The organism is Pseudomonas sp. LBUM1652 (assembly GCF_059716105.1).
In genome coordinates, this window is the sequence record NZ_CP166804.1 from 1,956,061 (window position 1) to 1,972,447 (window position 16,387).

17 protein-coding genes are annotated in these 16,387 nt (G+C 58.0%); 11 read left to right on the forward strand and 6 right to left on the reverse strand.

The window, feature by feature from the left end:
* Positions 1 to 60: 60 nt before the first annotated feature.
* Positions 61 to 297: a hypothetical protein gene (locus ACA069_RS08885; protein ID WP_497617114.1), complete on the reverse strand. Its 237-nt coding sequence runs from the start codon at positions 295 to 297 to the stop codon at positions 61 to 63.
* Positions 298 to 455: 158 nt separating this feature from the next.
* On the opposite strand from ACA069_RS08885, the gene ACA069_RS08890 reads away from it, so the two are divergent.
* The 4 genes from ACA069_RS08890 to ACA069_RS08905 all read left to right on the forward strand — a co-directional run bounded on the left by ACA069_RS08890 (position 456) and on the right by ACA069_RS08905 (position 4,164).
* Positions 456 to 932: a PaaI family thioesterase gene (locus ACA069_RS08890; protein WP_401269936.1), complete on the forward strand. Its 477-nt coding sequence runs from the start codon at positions 456 to 458 to the stop codon at positions 930 to 932.
* Complete coding sequence (locus ACA069_RS08895; RefSeq protein WP_187677441.1) at positions 929 to 1,381, forward strand: PaaI family thioesterase; 453 nt, start codon at positions 929 to 931, stop codon at positions 1,379 to 1,381. Before ACA069_RS08890 ends, ACA069_RS08895 begins: the two co-directional genes overlap by 4 nt.
* Before the next feature lie 81 nt (positions 1,382 to 1,462).
* Entirely contained in the window at positions 1,463 to 3,367 is a 1,905-nt protein-coding gene (gene htpG, locus ACA069_RS08900) for a molecular chaperone HtpG (protein WP_497617115.1), read from the forward strand.
* 68 nt (positions 3,368 to 3,435) lie between these two features.
* A complete protein-coding gene (locus tag ACA069_RS08905) occupies positions 3,436 to 4,164 on the forward strand; it encodes a dienelactone hydrolase family protein (RefSeq protein WP_497617117.1) in 729 nt (242 codons plus the stop codon).
* A 94-nt stretch (positions 4,165 to 4,258) separates the two neighbouring features.
* Here ACA069_RS08905 and ACA069_RS08910 read toward each other — a convergent pair whose 3' ends face one another.
* Together ACA069_RS08910 and ACA069_RS08915 are read right to left on the reverse strand one after the other, a co-directional pair.
* The gene (locus ACA069_RS08910; RefSeq protein WP_497617119.1) at positions 4,259 to 5,125 is read right to left on the reverse strand and encodes a pirin family protein; all 867 of its coding nucleotides are present in this window, start codon (positions 5,123 to 5,125) and stop codon (positions 4,259 to 4,261) included.
* 61 nt (positions 5,126 to 5,186) lie between these two features.
* Positions 5,187 to 5,603: an OsmC family protein gene (locus ACA069_RS08915; RefSeq protein ID WP_187677445.1), complete on the reverse strand. Its 417-nt coding sequence runs from the start codon at positions 5,601 to 5,603 to the stop codon at positions 5,187 to 5,189.
* Between the two features lie 128 nt (positions 5,604 to 5,731).
* Between ACA069_RS08915 and ACA069_RS08920 the strand changes: the two genes are divergently transcribed.
* Both ACA069_RS08920 and ACA069_RS08925 read left to right on the forward strand, forming a co-directional pair.
* The gene (locus tag ACA069_RS08920) at positions 5,732 to 6,787 is read left to right on the forward strand and encodes an amidohydrolase family protein (RefSeq protein WP_497617121.1); all 1,056 of its coding nucleotides are present in this window, start codon (positions 5,732 to 5,734) and stop codon (positions 6,785 to 6,787) included.
* Positions 6,788 to 6,917: 130 nt separating this feature from the next.
* On the forward strand, positions 6,918 to 8,543 hold the full coding sequence (locus tag ACA069_RS08925; RefSeq protein WP_497617122.1) for a methyl-accepting chemotaxis protein: 1,626 nt from the start codon (positions 6,918 to 6,920) through the stop codon (positions 8,541 to 8,543).
* A 276-nt stretch (positions 8,544 to 8,819) separates the two neighbouring features.
* Here the strand turns inward: ACA069_RS08925 and ACA069_RS08930 are convergent, their stop codons facing one another.
* Genes ACA069_RS08930 through purM form a run of 3 tightly spaced genes read right to left on the reverse strand, consistent with a single transcriptional unit; the run spans position 8,820 to position 11,250 of the window.
* A complete protein-coding gene (locus ACA069_RS08930) occupies positions 8,820 to 9,533 on the reverse strand; it encodes a DUF3108 domain-containing protein (protein ID WP_166220242.1) in 714 nt (237 codons plus the stop codon).
* A gap of 8 nt (positions 9,534 to 9,541) precedes the next feature.
* Positions 9,542 to 10,192, reverse strand: coding sequence for a phosphoribosylglycinamide formyltransferase (purN, locus tag ACA069_RS08935; RefSeq protein ID WP_489878550.1), 651 nt, complete (start codon positions 10,190 to 10,192; stop codon positions 9,542 to 9,544).
* Complete coding sequence (gene purM, locus ACA069_RS08940; protein ID WP_401269917.1) at positions 10,192 to 11,250, reverse strand: phosphoribosylformylglycinamidine cyclo-ligase; 1,059 nt, start codon at positions 11,248 to 11,250, stop codon at positions 10,192 to 10,194. The genes purN and purM overlap by 1 nt, the downstream gene beginning before the upstream one ends.
* A gap of 369 nt (positions 11,251 to 11,619) precedes the next feature.
* Between purM and ACA069_RS08945 the strand changes: the two genes are divergently transcribed.
* The 5 genes from ACA069_RS08945 to ACA069_RS08965 all read left to right on the forward strand — a co-directional run bounded on the left by ACA069_RS08945 (position 11,620) and on the right by ACA069_RS08965 (position 16,294).
* Positions 11,620 to 12,678 carry a DUF2066 domain-containing protein gene (locus ACA069_RS08945; protein WP_497617125.1) on the forward strand — a complete coding sequence of 353 codons (1,059 nt, stop codon included), beginning with the start codon at positions 11,620 to 11,622 and terminating at the stop codon, positions 12,676 to 12,678.
* Positions 12,679 to 12,712: 34 nt separating this feature from the next.
* Positions 12,713 to 13,786 (forward strand): AI-2E family transporter, encoded by a 1,074-nt coding sequence (locus ACA069_RS08950; RefSeq protein WP_187677451.1) that lies wholly within the window; start codon positions 12,713 to 12,715, stop codon positions 13,784 to 13,786.
* A 219-nt stretch (positions 13,787 to 14,005) separates the two neighbouring features.
* The gene (gene hda, locus ACA069_RS08955) at positions 14,006 to 14,710 is read left to right on the forward strand and encodes a DnaA regulatory inactivator Hda (protein WP_007919828.1); all 705 of its coding nucleotides are present in this window, start codon (positions 14,006 to 14,008) and stop codon (positions 14,708 to 14,710) included.
* Between the two features lie 214 nt (positions 14,711 to 14,924).
* Positions 14,925 to 15,539, forward strand: coding sequence for a C40 family peptidase (locus ACA069_RS08960; RefSeq protein ID WP_187677453.1), 615 nt, complete (start codon positions 14,925 to 14,927; stop codon positions 15,537 to 15,539).
* Positions 15,540 to 15,760: 221 nt separating this feature from the next.
* A complete protein-coding gene (locus ACA069_RS08965) occupies positions 15,761 to 16,294 on the forward strand; it encodes a C40 family peptidase (protein ID WP_497617127.1) in 534 nt (177 codons plus the stop codon).
* Positions 16,295 to 16,387: the final 93 nt, after the last annotated feature.

Sequence of the window (16,387 nt, forward strand, 5' to 3'; positions counted from 1 at the left end):
ATTCCAGTCAAAAGAAAACCCGCACTTGGCGGGTTTTCTTTTGTTACACCGAAGAGCAAATTATTGCTTCTTGGCAGCTTCTTCTTGTGCAGCTTTGTTCGATTCAGCCTGAGCTTCGGCAGCTTTTTGGTTTTCTTGCGCTGCGTCGTTCACTTTATCCTGTGCTTTGTTCATGTCTTGCTGAGCCTGCTCAGCATGTTGGTTGGCATCTTGAGCTTTGTCCTCGGATTTTTTATCGCAGGCAGCGAGACCGAGGGACGCGGTCAACATCAAGGCAATAGCTAAAGTCTTACGCATGGGGTGTTTCTCCTTATGGAAAATAACTACTAGCCTTAAGAACTCAGCGCCGAGGGTTAAGTTCCTCATTTCTTTCAGATATATAAGTTTGTTTTGCGACGGAACTTTTGCTGTTCCGGTTACTACTCAATACAGGCTCTAACGAGAGTAATTATCAAATGGCCGAAAACCCCGTTTTTGAGCGCGCGACGCGTTTTCTTTCGGCATTGCGTCACTGTCAGGTACTGGGTTTGCAGGTGCACAGCGCCTCCAGTGAAGGACTTACAGTGATCCTGCCGTACAGTCCGAAAATCGTCGGCAACCCGCAAACCGGGGTGATTCATGGCGGGGCAATCACCTCGTTGATGGACACGGCCTGCGGGATGTCGACGTTGTGTGTGCTGCCGGTATTCGAAGTCTGCCCGACCCTTGATCTGCGCATCGACTACATGCACGCCGCTGAACCCCACAAAAATGTCTACGGCTTCGCTCAGTGCTATCGCGTTACGACAGATGTGATCTTCGCCCGCGGTTTTGCCTATCAGGATGATCCCGAACAGCCAATCGCTCATGTTGTTGGCACGTTCATGCGCATGGGCAAAAACATTAAAGGCGCCAAGGGTTTCGGCGGCGCCATCAAGAGTGAAGGCCAATGAGCAGCGACTTCAAGGATCAGTTGCAACTGGCCCACGCGCAGGGCGACTACGCGCCGTTGCTTAAGTTGATCCCCTATGCCGGTCTGATCGGCATCGAGTGCTCGCGGGTCGGTGATGAACTGTTGTTCAAGCTGCCGGCGAACAAGGACAACATTGGTAACCCTTTGTTGCCGGCGATCCATGGCGGGGTGATTGCCGGGTTCATGGAGCTGGCTGCAGCGCTGCATCTACTGATTTTTACCGGGGCGCCGGGTGTGCCGAAGATCATCGACTTTTCTCTCGACTACCTGCGTGCCGGGCAGTTTCGTGATACGTGGGCCAAGTGTCAGGTCTGTCGTCAGGGGCGGCGAGTGGCCAACGTCGCCGTCACCGCGTGGCAAAGCACAGAGAGCGAACCGATTGCCACCGCCCGAGCACACTTCAAAATCGATGAGCCCTTGAAATCCTGAACACTGCCCCAAACTCAGATGACAACCCGCCGCAGACCATTCAGGTCGCGGCCAATGCCATCTGATTGGAGTTTGATGACCATGAGTGTGGAAACTCAAAAGGAAACCCTGGGCTTCCAGACCGAGGTAAAGCAGCTGCTGCACCTCATGATCCATTCGCTGTATTCCAACAAGGAAATTTTCCTTCGCGAATTGATCTCGAACGCCTCTGACGCTGTAGACAAGCTGCGCTTCGAAGCCCTGGCCAAGCCGGATTTGCTCGAAGGTGGCGCTGATCTGAAAATCCGTGTGAGCTTCGATAAAGACGCCAAGACCGTCACCCTCGAAGACAACGGTATCGGCATGAACCGTGACGATGTGATCACCCACCTGGGGACCATCGCCAAATCGGGCACCGCCGATTTCATGAAAAACCTGTCCGGCGATCAGAAGAAGGATTCGCACCTGATCGGCCAGTTCGGCGTAGGTTTCTACTCGGCCTTCATCGTTGCCGACCAGGTTGACGTGTACAGCCGTCGTGCCGGCACTCCTGCCAGCGAAGGTGTGCACTGGTCGTCGAAAGGCGAGGGCGAATTCGAAGTCGCTAACATCGAAAAACCTGAGCGCGGCACTCGCATCGTTCTGCACCTGAAAGCGGCAGAAGACGAGTTCGCTGATGGCTGGCGTCTGCGTAACATCATCAAGAAGTACTCCGACCACATCGCGCTGCCGATCGAGCTGCCGAAAGAAGTCACCGCAGCCGAAGGCGAAGAAACACCAGCCGTTGAATGGGAAACCGTCAACCGCGCCAGCGCCCTGTGGACCCGTCCTCGCACTGACGTGAAGGACGAGGAATACCAGGAATTCTACAAGCACATCGCTCATGACTTCGAGAACCCGCTGGCCTGGAGCCACAACAAGGTCGAAGGCAAACTCGAATACAGCTCGCTGCTGTACGTGCCGGCCCGCGCACCGTTCGATCTGTACCAGCGCGAAGCGCCGAAAGGCCTGAAGCTGTACGTGCAGCGCGTGTTCGTCATGGATCAGGCCGAGTCGTTCCTGCCGCTGTACCTGCGCTTCATCAAAGGTGTGGTCGATTCCAACGACCTGTCGCTGAACGTGTCGCGGGAAATCCTGCAGAAAGACCCGATCATCGATTCGATGAAATCGGCGCTGACCAAGCGCGTACTCGATATGCTGGAAAAACTGGCGAAGAACGAGCCTGAGCAATACAAAGGCTTCTGGAAAAACTTCGGTCAGGTCATGAAAGAAGGCCCGGCAGAAGACTTCGCCAACAAAGAGAAAATTGCCGGTCTGCTGCGTTTTGCATCGACCAACGGTGACGACGGCGAGCAGATCGTCGGTCTGGCCGATTACCTGGCACGCGCCAAGGAAGGTCAGGACAAGATCTACTACCTCACCGGCGAAACTTACGCGCAGGTCAAGAACAGCCCGCACCTGGAAGTCTTCCGCAAGAAAGGCATCGAAGTGCTGCTGCTGACCGACCGTATCGACGAGTGGCTGATGAGCTACCTGAGCGAATTCGACGGCAAGAGCTTTGTCGACGTGGCACGCGGTGACCTCGATCTGGGCAACCTGGACTCGGAAGAGGACAAGAAAGCCGCAGAAGAAGTTGCCAAGTCCAAAGAAGGTCTGGTTGAGCGTCTGAAAACGGCGCTGGGTGATTCCGTGGCTGAAGTGCGGGTTTCCCATCGTCTGACCGACTCGCCAGCAATTCTGGCCATCGGCGAGCAGGATCTGGGTCTGCAAATGCGTCAGATCCTCGAAGCCAGCGGCCAGAAGGTGCCGGATTCGAAGCCGATTTTCGAGTTCAACCCGGCTCACCCGCTGATCGAGAAACTCGACGGCGAGCAGAGCGAAGAGCGTTTCGGCGACCTGTCGCACATCCTCTTCGACCAGGCAGCCCTGGCTGCCGGCGACAGCTTGAAGGATCCGGCCGCGTACGTGCGCCGTCTGAACAAGCTGCTGGTTGAACTGTCGGTTTGATCACGTTGTAGAAAAACCCGCTTCGGCGGGTTTTTTCATTCTGGTGTTTAACCAATCAGGAGTCAGAAATGAGCCAAGTCACTGTACGTTCCGTGGTCTATCAGATTGACGGTCAGCCTTATGAAGGTCGTTTGGCGTTTAACGCCGAGCACAAGGACGCGCACCCGGGTTTGCTGATGGCACCGAACTGGATGGGCGTCAGCGCTGGGGCTGAGGAAATCGCTAAATCAGTGGCGGCCAAGGGCTACGTAGTATTGATCGCCGACGTCTACGGCCAGGCCGTACGTCCGCAAAACGCTGATCAGGCCGGTGCGGCGATGATGCCGCTGAAGGATGATCGTGCACTGTTGCGCAAGCGCATGCAGGCAGCGTTCGAGCAGTTGCAGAAGCAGGGTGAAGCAGCGGTCGATCTCTCGAAACTGGCGGTGTTCGGCTTCTGCTTCGGCGGTTGCTGTGCACTGGATCTGGCCCGTACCGGCGCGCCGGTGAAGGCGGCGGTTTCGTTCCACGGTACGTTGGACTCGCCGAATCCGGCGGATGCCAAAAACATCAAAGGCTCGGTGCTGGTGCTGCATGGCGCGTCCGATCCATTGGTGCCGAAGGAGCAGTTGCCGGCTTTCGAAGACGAGATGAACGCGGCGAACGTGGATTGGCAACTGCTGAGCTACGGCGGTGCCGTGCACTCGTTTACCGATCCGCACGCCAATGTGCCGGGCAAGATGATGTACGACGCGAAGACCGCTGCAAGGGCATTCAAGTCGATGCATGACTTGCTGGATGAAGTGTTCAAGGGCTGATTGCCCTCAGATCAAAAGATCGCAGCCTGCGGCAGCGCCTACATTGATCCCGTGGAGGCGCTGCCGCAGGCTGCGATCTTTTGTTTCTAATGTTTTAACGCGGCAATTCGATCCGCTCACTTTCCCCTGGCACCGTCGGCCAATCTCCAGCCGCCCATTTGCGCCGCGCCTCATCAATCGCCGCCGGATCGCTTGCGACAAAATTCCAGTTGATCCGCCGAGGCCCGTCCAGTGGGGCGCCGCCGAATACCACGGCGTGAACGTCACTCTCGGCAAACAGGCTCATCTCTTCCCCGGCCGGCAACACCACCAACGCATGCGGCTCGACTGCTTCGCCGTTCAACTGCGCATCGCCGCTTAATACATACAACGCACGTTCCTCATGCTCTGTGGGAATCAGCAGTGTGGTCGCCGTTTGCATCTTCACTTCGGCATACAGCGTAGGAGAAAGCACCGGCACTGGTGATTTCAGGCAAAAGCCTGACCCGGCAATCATCCGAATCTGCACGCCGAGGTTATCGCTGACCGGCAAGGTCGCCGCCGGGTGATGACTGTAATGGCCGGGGCCTTGTTCGTGATCCTTGGGCGAAGCCAACCAGATCTGCAAGCCGTGCATCGTGAAGATCTGATCCCACAGCGGTTCGGGCGTGCGTTCAACATGAGCAATCGCGCTGCCGGCGGTCATCCAGCTGACATCACCGGCGCTGACCACTTGATCGGAGCCTAGGCTGTCCTTGTGCAGGAGTTGGCCTTCGAACAAATAGGTGAGGGTCGACAGACCGATGTGTGGATGCTGTCGGATGTTCATGCCTTTGCCCGTCGGATAAACCGTCTCAAGCATGTGATCAAAAAACACGAAAGGCCCGACGCTGCGGCATTTGGCTGACGGCAGCGGTCGCAGAATCGGCTGGCCTTCGACGTCTTCGGCGCGCGGGCGGATGATCAGAGGTTGCGTGTCCATGGTGCATTCCAGGCTGAGCGGGTGATGCCAGAAGCATAACCCGCCGCTGGCATCAGCATGGTTATTGGCTATCGAAGCCTTGTGGGGCGTGGGTTTCGATGCTGACTTCGCTGGTGGTCATCAGCTTGTGGATCGGGCAACGATCGGCCACGCGCAGCAATTCTTCGCGCTGGGCATCGGTGAGCACGCCTTTGAGGGTGAGCGTGACGTGCAGGGCGTATTTGCCTTTCTGCTCCTGGCTGTTGTCGCGTTTCACTTCGACACCCACGCCGGTCAGCGGGATGTCTTTTTTCTTCGCGTACATCTTCAGGGTCAAGGCCTTGCACGCACCGAGGGCGGCGTCGAAGTAGTCGTGCGGCTCTGGCGCCGAGCCTTCGCCACCGGCAGCAACCGGCACGTCGGCAAACAATTCGTGGTCATCGATTTGTACGGTGTGACGAAAACCTTCAGCGGAGACGGTATTGACGGTAACAGTCATGGGAACCTCACTGGCAGTAGGAAAAGTCGTTCGATCAAAAAAGACCTTGCAGTTATAGAGCATTCCCACCGGCGCGCGTTCCACTTTCCTGCGGGATGAACCCTTGTTGTCAGGGCGGGGTCTAGGCTATGCCTACTTGTCGGAGATTACTTGTGTCCCTGTATCGTTTGAGTCTCGCCTGTCTTCTGCTGTTTGCGGGTACTGCCAGTGCCCGCGAATACACCTACAGCGATGCACACCTGCATTACGTGGATTTTTTCCAGGAAACCGCCGGCATGCCGAAACTGCTGACGGCGATGAAAGAAAACTCCATTGAGCACGTGATGATTTCCGGCATCCCCGTGGCGAAAAAGTGGCACGAAGACGAACCCAAGCGTCCGCGCTATTACGCCGGCGATGATGCCGATGCCTATTGGTACAGCGCCACCGATGTGATCGTCGCCGATGCGGTGCAAAAACTGACGCCTGAGCAGCGTCCGTACTTTCATCCGTTTCTCTCTGGCTTCAACCCCAACGACAAGAACTCCGCCGCGCATATCCAGCGCATGCTCGATCTGTATCCGGGGCTGTGGCAGGGCATTGGCGAAGTGTTTACCCGCCATGACGACCTCACGGCGCTGACCTCTGGTGATACGCCGCGCGCCAACAACGAGGCGATGACGAAGATCTATCATCTGGCGGCGGAAAATGATCTGCCGGTGATGCTGCATTCCAACATCACTTCCAAACGTGAGAAAAATCCGTTGTACCTGAAGGAAATCGAAGAGCCGCTGCGTAATCACCCGCACACACGGTTCATCTGGGCTCACGCTGGCACTAGCGCGGAAATCCATCGGCATCAAACACATCTGGATTTTCTCCTGCCGACCCTCACGCGCATGCTTGAGGCGTATCCGAATCTGTTGATCGACTTGTCGTGGAGCATGCTCTCGCCGTATTTGTTGGACGAACAGGGCCAGCCGCGTCCGGAATGGTTGGCGCTGGTCAAACGCCACCCTGAGCGCTTCATGATCGGTTCCGATGTTGTAGGGCGGTTCAACAAGCTCGGTAAGGAAATGCACAGCTTCAAACCGTTTCTGGACGCTTTACCCGAAGACGTAGCGCGCAAAGTCGCAAAAGATAACTTTCTGGCGATCTTGCCGCGAACGGAGCTTAAGTCCGGCAAAACCACGCTGAATCGTTAATGCCGAGTGTTCGAAGTATTAAGGCCTTTTGATATCACCTTTTGGTCTTACGCAAATTTCAGCCGGGCCGATACCTTCTAAAGCAACCAGCTGCAGGGTTGATGCAGCGCTTTTGGAAGGAACCAGCGCAATGAGTATCCGTAGTCTCAATATTGCCCCGCGTGCGGGCCTCGGTTTTGGCTTGTTGGCCCTGATGGTGTTTGCCCTTGGGGCGTTCGCCCTGCTGCAAATGTCGAACATGCGTGCCCAGTCCGACGAGGTCGACAACAACTGGCTGCCCAGCGTGATGGCGGTCGGCGAAATGAGTCAGGACATGCTGCGTCTGCGTGCGCTGACCATGCGCCTGTTGCTCAACCGCGATGCGCAGGCACTGCAGCAGAATGTCGCCAAGCTCAATGAACTTCGGGGTGCGCTCAGTCAGGCTCAGCAGCGTTACGACGTGTTGATCGTGCTGCCCGAGGAGCGCCGACTGTTTGATCGCTTCAAGGTCGCCGAGCACAAATATCTGGAGCTTCAGGCGCAAGTCATGCAGTTGTCTGCTCAGAACCGGGTGGAGGAGGCGGCGGCCATCCTCAATGGCGAGATGAGCCCCTTGGCCGACGAGATTGCGGTCACCCTGCGTGAATTGGTCGAGCTGAATAAACATAATGCCAATCTCGCCACCGAGGCTGCGCGGCTGGTCTTCACCAATTCGCGTGTGTGGGTCGGGGTCATGATCGGCATAACGGCGATTGTCACCATCGGCCTGGCGCTGTTGCTGACCCGCAGTATCGTACTGCCGTTGGCGCAATCATTGGGCGTGGCGCAAGTGGTGGCGGGCGGTGACTTGACCGGCGACATCAGCATTTCCGGCAAGGATGAGCCGGCGCGGCTGCTGCAGGCGCTCAAGAGCATGCAGCACAATTTGCGCGACACCATTCGGAAGATCTCGGAGTCGTCGAGTCAATTGGCTTCGGCCTCGGAAGAACTGAGCTGTGTCACGGAAGACGCCACGCGAGGGTTGCATCAGCAGAGTCTGGAGATCGAGCAGGCAGCCACGGCGGTCAATCAAATGACTGCAGCGGTGGAGGAGGTGGCCAGCAACGCTGTGGCGACATCCGAGGCCTCGCGCGAGTCCGACCGCATTGCTCAGCATGGTCGTGAGCAGGTGCGGCAGACCGTGACTTCAATCGAATCCCTCGCCGAGGACGTTACGGCCAACGCAACGCAAGTCGAAGACCTTGCACAGAAGGTTCATGGCATCAGTAAAGTTTTGGACGTGATTCGTTCGATTGCCGAGCAAACCAACCTGCTGGCGCTGAACGCGGCGATTGAAGCGGCCCGGGCCGGTGATGCCGGGCGTGGGTTTGCAGTGGTGGCGGATGAGGTGCGGGCATTGGCGCATCGTACTCAGCAGTCGACGCAAGAAATCGAGCAAATGATTGGCGGCATTCAGCAGGGCACCGATTCGGCGGTCAGTTCGATGCAGCGAAGCAATGTACGGGCGCGTTCGACGCTCGAATTGGCAAAGGCAGCCGGGACTGCGCTGGAGGAAATCGCCTCGGCGTTCACCTTGATCAATGAGCGCAATCTGGTGATTGCCAGCGCCTCGGAAGAGCAGGCAGCGGTGGCGCGGGAGGTGGATCGCAATTTGATGAATATTCGTGATTTGGCGATGCAGACGTCGGCGGGCGCCAATCAGACCAGTGCGGCGAGCCAGGAGTTGTCGCGGTTGGCAGTGGATCTGAAGAGCATGGTGGCGAAGTTCTCGGTCTGAGTGTGTGCTGATCCTGATGTTGCCCTCACCCTAACCCTCTCCCGGAGGGAGAGGGGACTGACCGTGGGAGATTGGCGAGTTACGTCGACCTGAACATTCTTTGGTGAATCCACAATCGACTCGATCTTTCAGGTCGATGCATAGCGCCAGACATCTCGGTTGGCTCCCTCTCCCTCGGGAGAGGGCTGGGGTGAGGGGCGAGCCAGGCACAAATCTCCAGTCCAGCAGACGAAAAAAAGCCCCGCATTTTGCGGGGCTCTTTGCTATAGCGGTGAATCAGCTGCCTTTGACAGCCTTGCCGTTGACCGTGCCGTCCTGGAGCATGATGTTGTACTCCTTGCCGTCGGTTTCAACCTGTTGCAGGCGAACCAGCAGGTAATCCCAATCCTTGGCGAACCACAGGACGGTGATGCGCTTGCTTTGTGTCGGGTCGCGTACGCGCTCGACCTTGATTGCATCGATCTTGCCGGCCTTGGTCTCGACTTTTTCCGAGCCCAGTACGCGGAAGTCGTAGGTATCGACTTCGCCGTCATCGACCACTTGGTAGCTCATGGTTTTCTTGCCAGCGGCGACGTCATGTTGCAGTGCCAACTGATAAGTGGATTTGTCGACCATGCCACGGTTCAGCGGGATCTTCACCGCGTCGCCACGGTCGGTGCCGGTGACCATTTTGCTGTTCCAGTCGAAATCCAGATCAGCCTTCTTGGCCTTGCCCAGACCGCCACGTTCAAAGTGGTAGGACTGTGGCAGCAAGGTGTCCTTGTCCAAAGTCAGGGTGCTTTCTTCACTCAGGCTGGCAATCATCATCGAGGCCTTGAAGCTGAGTTTCCAGACACCGTTGGCTTCCTTGGTCAGGCTGCGTTCGGCGGTGCCGCTCATGGGCAGCTGCTTCCAGTCGGCGGTGTAGCTGGCGGAGAACGGTTGAAGGTCTGCCGCCTGTGCGAAAGGCAGGGCGAGCAGTGCGCAAGCGAAGAGCAGGGCGCGACGCATAATATCTCCTAGTTTCGAATCAAGTGGCCGCTGGCCGCGAGTAACTGGCCGTCCAGTGAAGCACCTTGCTCACCGAGTGCCAGTCGCCCTTCGGCAAACCAGCGTACGGCCAGCGGGTAGATCAGGTGTTCCTGAACATGCACTCGCTGCGCAAGAGTCTGCGGCGTGTCGTGCAACTCTACCGGTAATACTGCCTGTACGACCAGTGGCCCGCCATCGAGTTCCTCGGTCACGAAGTGTACAGAGCAGCCGTGCTCCTTGTCGCCGGCCTCCAGCGCGCGCTGATGAGTGTGTAACCCTTTGTATTTGGGTAGCAGCGACGGATGGATGTTGAGCAGGCGACCCTGATAGTGGCGAACGAAGTCAGCGCTGAGAATGCGCATGAATCCGGCCAGCACCACGAGCTTGGGATTGAATTCGTCGATCAGTTCGATCAGAGCAGCATCGAAGGCCTCGCGACCTTCAAATGCCTTGTGATCCAGTGAGCGGGTGGCGATACCCGCATCACTGGCGCGTTGCAGGCCGTAAGCGTCGGCGCGGTTGGAAATCACCGCAGCGATGCGGACCGGGCTGTCGCCGGTCCGCGTGCTGTCGATCAGAGCCTGCAAGTTACTGCCGGTGCCGGACAACAGCACCACGACATCACAGGTTGCGGACATTAATGAGCCTTAAGGTTCTGCAGTTCAACCTGAGCAGCGCCTTCGGCAGCGACAGCGATCTGACCGATGACCCAAGGCTGTTCGCCGGCGTCACGCAGGGTGTTCAGAGTCACTTCAACGTGCTCCTGAGCGACGCAGATGACCATGCCGACGCCGCAGTTCAGCACGCGGTGCATTTCGGTCTCGTCAACGTTGCCTTTCTCTTGCAGCCAGTCGAAGACGGCAGGTCGAGTCCAGCTGGCCACATCAACAACGGCCTGAGCGCCTTTTGGCAGAACGCGCGGGATGTTGTCGAGCAGGCCGCCACCGGTGATGTGGGCCATGGCTTTGACGGCACCGGTGTCTTTGATCAGCTTGAGCAGCGGCTTCACGTAGATGCGGGTTGGGGCCATCAGCAGGTCGCTCAGCGGTTTGCCGTCGAGCTGGGTGTTTTCGATGTCGGCGCCGGAGACTTCGATGATCTTGCGGATCAGCGAGTAGCCGTTCGAGTGCGGGCCGGACGACGGCAGGGCGATCAGGGCGTCACCGGTGGCGACTTTCGAGCCGTCGATGATTTCCGATTTTTCCACGACGCCGACGCAAAAACCGGCCAGGTCGTAGTCTTCGCCTTCGTACATGCCTGGCATTTCAGCGGTTTCGCCGCCGACCAGCGAGCAACCGGACAGTTCGCAGCCAGCGCCGATGCCGGTTACAACCTGGGCAGCGGTGTCGACGTTGAGTTTGCCGGTAGCGTAGTAGTCGAGGAAGAACAGTGGCTCGGCGCCGCACACTACGAGGTCGTTGACGCACATGGCGACCAGGTCGATGCCGATGCTGTCGTGCTTGTTCAGGTTCAGGGCCAGGCGCAGCTTGGTGCCGACGCCGTCAGTACCGGAAACCAGCACAGGTTGCTTGTAGCCGGCCGGGATTTCGCAGAGGGCGCCGAAACCGCCCAGGCCGCCCATGACTTCCGGACGCGCAGTGCGCTTGGCGACGCTCTTGATGCGTTCGACCAATGCTTCACCGGCGTCGATGTCTACACCGGCGTCCTTGTAGCTCAGGGAGGGTTGCTTGCTCATGATCCAGGCCTTTAGGGGGGATTCAGGGGTAACGACCGAGTCCAGCGGGGCGCCGAAGTCGATGGGGCGATTGCCTCACGCGAGTTTCGAGGTGCCCGGCTGTTGCCGGTCTGCGAAGGCGCGCGATTTTATCAGGCTTGAGGGGCAGCGGCCATCCTCACGCCGACGGGCAGGGGCATATCAGCAGAAATTTTTTGCAATTGAGGCATGTGGGTGCCTGTATAAGGTGTCGCAATTAACCGTCTATCGTTATGACTGTGCAAAAACTTACCGCTGCCGTGTGAATGTTTTGCAACGGCCGATGGTCACAGCCTTGCTCAACCGGTTCACGCGGCCTGTTCCAGCCGCTCCTGTCGACGGGAATTCTCCATGCGTTTTTGTAAATTGTTGTTTGTGGGTTGTTTGTCTGTGGTCAGCCTGGCGAGTCATGCCGAAAACCTCAAAGGCCTTTATCAAGTGCGTCAGCCGGTCAGCAGCCAAGCCCCGGAAGAGCGCGATCGCGCCACTCAGGCCGCGCTGGATACTTTGGTGCTGCGCCTGACCGGCGATCCCAAGGCGCCGCAAAATCCGGGGCTGGCGGCAGTTCGCAAGGACCCGCAGCAGATCATCAGTCAGTTCGGCTTTGATGCCGGGCCGCCGGAGGTGCTGAAAGTCGACTTCGACCCGAGCAGCACCGAACAGGCATTGCGCCGCGCCGGGTTGTCTTTGTGGGGCGCCAGTCGGCCGTCGATTCTGAGTTGGTGGCTGAACGATTCCACCGAAGGTTCCAGTCTGGTCGGTGATGGTCAGGCCGCCGCCGCGCCATTGCGTACTGCCGCTCAACATCGCGGACTGCCGCTGCGTTTGCCGCTGGCGGATCTGAGTGAACAGCTTGTTGCCACAGCACCTGCGCTGGAAGGTGCTGATCCGGCGCCGTTGCGCGGTGCGTCCGAGCGCTATAACGCTGACGCCTTGCTGGCCGTGCATACCCGCGAAGAGGGCGGGCAGTGGCAGGCTAAATGGCGCTTGTGGCTGGGTGATCAAAAAGAGGCGGGCAGTGTGCAAGGGGCCGATCAGGCTGCCGTGGCTGACGCCGTGATGCTGGCGGTGGCCGAGCGCCTGGCGCCACGTTTTGTTGTCAAGCCGGGTGCTTCGGGTCAGCAGACCCTGGAAGTGCAGGGCATGAATCTTGAGCATTACGCCGCACTGTTGCGGTTACTCGAACCGTTTGGCGTGCGTCTGCAGAGTGTCGATGGCGATCGCATCGTGTATCGGGTCAATGGCAGCGCCGATCAGATGCGCGCGCAGTTGTCGCTGGCGAAGTTGCAGGAGTTGCCCGCTGAAGCGCCGGTCCCGGTGGCCGCGCCGCAGCCTGCGGTGGCGGGTGCAGCGCCTGTAGCGGCTCCGGCCCCGACACCTGCTGCACCGTCGTTGCGGTTTCGCTGGTAAGTCTTTCTTTATATAGAAGCAGTAGGAGTGGTACATGGCCGATACGCGGCGTTGGTTCTGGCTCGGTGGGGTAGTCCTGCTTTGCGCGTTTGTGTGGTTGCTGCATCCGATCCTCACGCCGTTTCTGGTGGCGCTGCTGTTGGCTTATCTGTTCGATCCGCTGGTGGATCGGTTGGAGAAGCTCGGTTTGTCGCGCACTTGGGGCGTGATCGCGGTGTTTGCCTTATTCACCCTGATCGTCACGGCGCTGATGCTGGTGCTGGTGCCGATGCTCGCCAAGCAGTTGCTGCGTTTGTACGAACTGGCTCCGCAAATGCTCGACTGGTTGCAACACACCGCTGTGCCGTGGGCGCAGTCGAAACTGGGCTTGTCTGACGGGTTCTGGAAGTTCGACAAGGTCAAAGCGGCGATCAGCGAACACATGGGCCAGACCACCGATATCGTCGGTGTGGTGCTGAGCCAGGCAACCGCATCGAGTCTGGCGCTGATCGGCTGGCTGGCCAATCTGGTGCTGATCCCGGTGGTGAGTTTCTACCTGCTGCGTGACTGGGACGTGATGATGGCCAAGATCCGCAGCCTACTGCCGCGTGATCGTGAAGAGCGAGTGGTAGCACTGGCTGGCGAATGCCATGAAGTGCTTGGGGCGTTTGTACGCGGGCAGTTGCTGGTGATGTTGGCACTGGGCGTGATTTACGCGGCGGGGCTGATGATCGTCGGCCTGGAGCTGGGATTGTTGATTGGCCTGATCGCGGGTCTGGCGGCGATTGTGCCGTACATGGGCTTTGTGATCGGCATCGGCGCGGCGCTGATCGCCGGGTTGTTCCAGTTCGGTGGCGATCTGTACCCGATGATCGGGATCGTCGCAGTGTTCATGGTCGGTCAGGCGTTGGAAGGCATGGTGCTGACGCCGTTGTTGGTGGGTGACCGGATCGGCCTGCATCCAGTGGCGGTGATCTTTGCGATTCTGGCTGGCGGTGAGCTGTTCGGTTTCACCGGTGTGCTGCTGGCGCTGCCGGTGGCGGCGGTGATTATGGTGCTGGTGCGCCACGTGCACGATTTGTACAAGGATTCCGACATCTATAGTGGTGTCGACGAACCGGAGTTGTAACTTCATCATGGACGGCCCGGCATTGCGCCGGGTTGGCCCGTGTTTTGCGGGCACTACTGGCACGGCAGCGTCAGAGAATCTGCCATAAAACCAGTGTGTTAACGCAAACCTTTGATTTTGCTTGGACTCTGTCGCATTGTGCGCTCAGCTTCACGGGTATAAACTTCGCAAACTTTACACAGAGGCCACTAACGGTTCCTTGAGAACTGTTCAGTCAGCATGAAACCGATTCAGCTGCCCCTAGGTGTGCGTCTGCGTGACGACGCCACCTTCATCAACTACTACCCAGGCGCCAATGCCGCTGCACTCGGCTATGTCGAGCGCCTATGCGAAGCCGACGCCGGCTGGACAGAAAGCCTGATCTATCTGTGGGGCAAACATGGCGTAGGGCGTACGCATCTGTTGCAGGCAGCGTGTCTGCGTTTCGAGCAGATGGGTGAGCCGGCGGTTTACCTGCCCCTGGCGGAGTTGATGGATCGCGGCGTCGAGATTCTCGACAACCTCGAGCAGTACGAGCTGGTTTGCCTGGATGACTTGCAGGTGATTGCCGGCAAGGCTGACTGGGAAGAGGCGATGTTTCATCTGTTCAACCGCCTGCGTGACAGCGGTCGGCGTCTGCTGATCGCGGCATCCACTTCGCCGCGTGAACTGCCGGTCAAACTGGCTGACTTGAAATCACGCCTGACCTTGGCGCTGATATTCCAGATGCGCCCACTCTCCGATGAAGACAAGCTGCGTGCCCTGCAATTGCGTGCATCGCGTCGTGGTCTGCACCTGACCGATGAAGTCGGGCATTTTATTTTGACCCGCGGGACCCGCAGCATGAGCGCATTGTTCGACTTGCTCGAACAGCTCGATCAGGCCTCTTTGCAGGCTCAGCGCAAGCTGACAATTCCCTTCCTCAAAGAAACGCTAGGCTGGTAAATCCAAGGCTTTCAGCGGGTTTCGGCATATTTCAGGCGCCAGAAAATCCGCTTTCCTGCACGTTGTGCAGGCTGCGTTTCGATTCAAATGGGCTTAAGCGCTTAGATGTAAACGAGAAACCGAGAAGTCACAAAAAGATCGATTGAATTTGCAAATGAGGTTGATAGCGGGCATAGTCTCGGCTTCTTTACAACTATCAGCCACGGTCGTGCCCATGCTAAAGCGCTTCGCACCCCTCGTGCCTCTCGCACTCGTCACCCTGTTGTACGGTTGTGCTGCTCATTCTCCAGTCCAAGAGCAGCCTCAACAGGTTAAAAATTCTGCCACTGCCCAGTCTTCCGTTATTTACCAGGAAGAGCTGGACACCGAAAAAGAACTGTCGGACTTCAACAAGAAGCCTTACGAGCTTCCGGTTCTGGCCGACAGCATCCTCGAACGCGGCATGTCCCTGATCGGTACCCGTTACCGTTTCGGCGGTACCTCCGAAGCCGGTTTCGATTGCAGCGGTTTCATCGGCTATCTGTTCCGCGAAGAAGCCGGCATGAACCTGCCGCGCTCCACCCGCGAAATGATCAACGTTGATGCTCCGCTGGTATCGCGTAGCAATCTCGAGCCTGGCGATCTGCTGTTCTTCGCCACCAACGGTCGTCGCGGTCGTGTCAGTCACGCCGGGATCTACCTGGGTGACAATCAGTTCATTCACTCCAGCAGTCGTCGCAGCGGCGGTGTTCGCATAGACAGCCTGGGTGACAGTTACTGGAGCAAGACCTTCATCGAAGCCAAACGTGCTTTGGCGAACGCTCCTACTGTAGTGACTGCTCGCAAGTAATTTTCCCGTTGTCGCCGCATTCGCGGCGACAAAAACGGCTTCCGGTAACGGAGTAGACCTATACTTTACAAGGTGAAGTTAAAGTCTTACTTGAAGTTTGCCGCGTAGCCGCTAGAATCCTGAATCTATATTGATGGCAAACCGCCTGCGTGCCACGCAGGCGGTTTTGTTTTCTGTCCATCCGGCAGAGAAAGCCGCAGCCAGATCAGGATGTTCTGCTTATGACCATGTCGGCCCGCCTCGCATTGATGTTCTTCGCAGCGCTACTCAGTGCCTGCGCCAGTCGTACGCCGCCTGCGCCAGTGGTTCGCGCGCCGGTGGTGTTCGGGCCTTCCCAGGCCTTTTCTCCTGCTGCTGAAGACGTGCTGTTCCGTGCGCTCGGCCTGGTCGGCACGCCTTATCGCTGGGGCGGCAATACACCGGACTCGGGATTTGATTGCAGTGGGCTGATCGGCTTCGTCTACCGTGATGCTGCCGGTATTTCTCTGCCGCGCTCCACGCGCGAGCTGATCGTCATGCAGGCGCCGAATGTCGGTAAGGAAGGATTGCAGACCGGTGATCTGATCTTCTTCGCCACCAATGGTGGTTCGCAGGTCAGTCATGCGGGGATTTACGTCGGGGAAGGGCGCTTCGTGCATGCGCCGGCAACTGGCGGCACGGTGAAGCTCGATAGCCTGTCCAAGGCCTATTGGCAGAAGGCGTATTTGAGTGCCAAGCGTGTGTTGCAGCCTGAGCATCTGGCGCGTAACCCATAATTCAAGCAGCACATCACCCAATGTAGGAGTGAGCCTGCTCGCGAAAGCGTCGTGTCAGTCGACATCATCGTTGACTGAAACACCGTTATCGCG

What these genes read in the sequence shown, in the direction of transcription:
- ACA069_RS08950 (WP_187677451.1), top strand. Translation starts at nt 12,713, where the DNA reads ATGGCCGATACGCGGCGTTGGTTCTGGCTCGGTGGGGTAGTCCTGCTT.
- htpG (WP_497617115.1), top strand. Translation starts at nt 1,463, where the DNA reads ATGAGTGTGGAAACTCAAAAGGAAACCCTGGGCTTCCAGACCGAGGTA.
- ACA069_RS08930 (WP_166220242.1), bottom strand. Translation starts at nt 9,533, where the DNA reads ATGCGTCGCGCCCTGCTCTTCGCTTGCGCACTGCTCGCCCTGCCTTTC.
- ACA069_RS08960 (WP_187677453.1), top strand. Translation starts at nt 14,925, where the DNA reads ATGCTAAAGCGCTTCGCACCCCTCGTGCCTCTCGCACTCGTCACCCTG.
- ACA069_RS08945 (WP_497617125.1), top strand. Translation starts at nt 11,620, where the DNA reads ATGCGTTTTTGTAAATTGTTGTTTGTGGGTTGTTTGTCTGTGGTCAGC.
- ACA069_RS08905 (WP_497617117.1), top strand. Translation starts at nt 3,436, where the DNA reads ATGAGCCAAGTCACTGTACGTTCCGTGGTCTATCAGATTGACGGTCAG.
- ACA069_RS08925 (WP_497617122.1), top strand. Translation starts at nt 6,918, where the DNA reads ATGAGTATCCGTAGTCTCAATATTGCCCCGCGTGCGGGCCTCGGTTTT.
- ACA069_RS08910 (WP_497617119.1), bottom strand. Translation starts at nt 5,125, where the DNA reads ATGGACACGCAACCTCTGATCATCCGCCCGCGCGCCGAAGACGTCGAA.
- ACA069_RS08965 (WP_497617127.1), top strand. Translation starts at nt 15,761, where the DNA reads ATGACCATGTCGGCCCGCCTCGCATTGATGTTCTTCGCAGCGCTACTC.
- ACA069_RS08895 (WP_187677441.1), top strand. Translation starts at nt 929, where the DNA reads ATGAGCAGCGACTTCAAGGATCAGTTGCAACTGGCCCACGCGCAGGGC.
- ACA069_RS08885 (WP_497617114.1), bottom strand. Translation starts at nt 297, where the DNA reads ATGCGTAAGACTTTAGCTATTGCCTTGATGTTGACCGCGTCCCTCGGT.
- ACA069_RS08915 (WP_187677445.1), bottom strand. Translation starts at nt 5,603, where the DNA reads ATGACTGTTACCGTCAATACCGTCTCCGCTGAAGGTTTTCGTCACACC.
- purN (WP_489878550.1), bottom strand. Translation starts at nt 10,192, where the DNA reads ATGTCCGCAACCTGTGATGTCGTGGTGCTGTTGTCCGGCACCGGCAGT.
- purM (WP_401269917.1), bottom strand. Translation starts at nt 11,250, where the DNA reads ATGAGCAAGCAACCCTCCCTGAGCTACAAGGACGCCGGTGTAGACATC.
- ACA069_RS08890 (WP_401269936.1), top strand. Translation starts at nt 456, where the DNA reads ATGGCCGAAAACCCCGTTTTTGAGCGCGCGACGCGTTTTCTTTCGGCA.
- ACA069_RS08920 (WP_497617121.1), top strand. Translation starts at nt 5,732, where the DNA reads ATGCCTACTTGTCGGAGATTACTTGTGTCCCTGTATCGTTTGAGTCTC.
- hda (WP_007919828.1), top strand. Translation starts at nt 14,006, where the DNA reads ATGAAACCGATTCAGCTGCCCCTAGGTGTGCGTCTGCGTGACGACGCC.